We start from the raw sequence: 1,508 nt of genomic DNA, 5'->3' as shown, positions 1-1,508 counted from the left end.
AGCGCTTCCAGCGGTCGCTTCACGTCGACGAGGGAGAAGTAGTTGGCCCAGCCCCGCAGGACGGGGGCCAGCTCTCTGGTGACGCGACGAATATGGCGCCCCTTGCCGCGCTTGAGGATCTCGCGGACACGCTGCATCAGGCGCTGCAGGCTGGCCTTGGCCAGCGTCAGCTTCGGCAGCTTGTGCCGGGTCAGCGTGTAGCCCAGATACCCCCGGTTCCAGGGGCGATCCACCGCACTCTTGTCGCGATTGACCGTCAGCCTGAGCGAGCTCTCGAGAAAATCACTCAGGCTGGCCATGACGCGCTCACCCGCCCGCCGACTCCTGACGTATACCTGAACGTCGTCGGCGTAGCGGCAGAAGCGGTGGCCACGGCGTTCCAGTTCCTTGTCCACGTCATCCAGCAGGATGTTCGCCAACAGTGGGCTCAGCGGCCCACCCTGAGGCGTTCCCTGCCGGCGTGGCGCGGCCAAGCCGTTCTGGAACATCCCGGCCTCCAGGTAGCGGCGGATCAGGCGTAGCATCCGCTTGTCGCGGACGCGGCGCGCGACCCGCGCCATCAGCAGGTCATGGTTCACCCGATCGAAGAAGGCTTTCAGGTCGAGGTCGACCACCCAGCGGTGGCCGGCAGTCGCATGGGCCTTCATCGCCGAGACGGCCTGCTGGGCACTGCGCCCCGGCCGATAGCCGTAACTCGATGCGGAGAATCCCGGATCGAAGAGTGGCGTCAGCACCTGCAACAGCGCCTGCTGGATCAGCCGGTCGGTGACCGTGGGGATGCCAAGCTGTCGCGTTCCGCCCTTGGGCTTGGGAATCTCGACAGCCCGGATCGGGCTGGGGTGGTACTCACTGGCCAGCAACCGCTCACGCAGCGTCGGCCAGTTCTGTTTCAGTTGGTCGGCCAACTGGTCCACCGTCATGCCATCGGCACCCGGCGCCCCTTGATTGGCCACCACCTTCCGGTAAGCCCGCGCCATGTTGGCCTTCTCTACCACGGCCTCCATGAGCGGGGCGGGCTCCGCTTTCGTCCACGATGACGACGCCGGGACCGTCTCGACGCCCACCGGCTGGGACTCGGGGTTCCGCCCCTGCCCCTCTGGGTGGGTGGCGGTATCAGCGCCACTTCCTGTCTTCACGATCGATCCTCGAGACGTCATCGCCTACTCGCGGTTCTTCATGTTCGGCCCTTGGTGCCGGGGTGAATCGGCACGTAGTATGGCCTCTGCTGACGTCTGGTGACCCATCCCGACGCCTCTCGACGCCGGTAGCAACGAGGCAGACCACCAGACCTCCCAGGGTAAGACGCGCGACCTTCCCGCTTATGCCTGTCGGATCTACGTCATGGCGTTCCGTGCAAGTACTGGGCTTTGATGATGCGTGCCATCTCACCCCGCCATGAGGCCTCATATCCGCTTCCTGTTCGTCAGGCCAGCGTTTTGCCTCGGGCTGCCTTCAGATTCCCCCTCGCGGGAGACACCCTTGCCGTCGGCTAGCACTTCCCCTTGCCG

1 protein-coding gene is annotated in these 1,508 nt (G+C 65.5%); it reads right to left on the bottom strand.

Annotated elements, in window-relative coordinates; translation table 11 throughout:
- On the bottom strand, positions 1-1,136 hold a 1,136-nt coding region (ltrA, locus tag FHR95_RS16980; protein WP_183315312.1), incomplete at its 3' end, for a group II intron reverse transcriptase/maturase.
- Positions 1,137-1,508: the final 372 nt, after the last annotated feature.

Source organism: Halomonas fontilapidosi (assembly GCF_014192285.1).
In the GTDB taxonomy this organism is placed as follows: domain Bacteria; phylum Pseudomonadota; class Gammaproteobacteria; order Pseudomonadales; family Halomonadaceae; genus Halomonas; species Halomonas fontilapidosi.
This window is presented reverse-complemented; position numbering and strand designations above follow the sequence as displayed.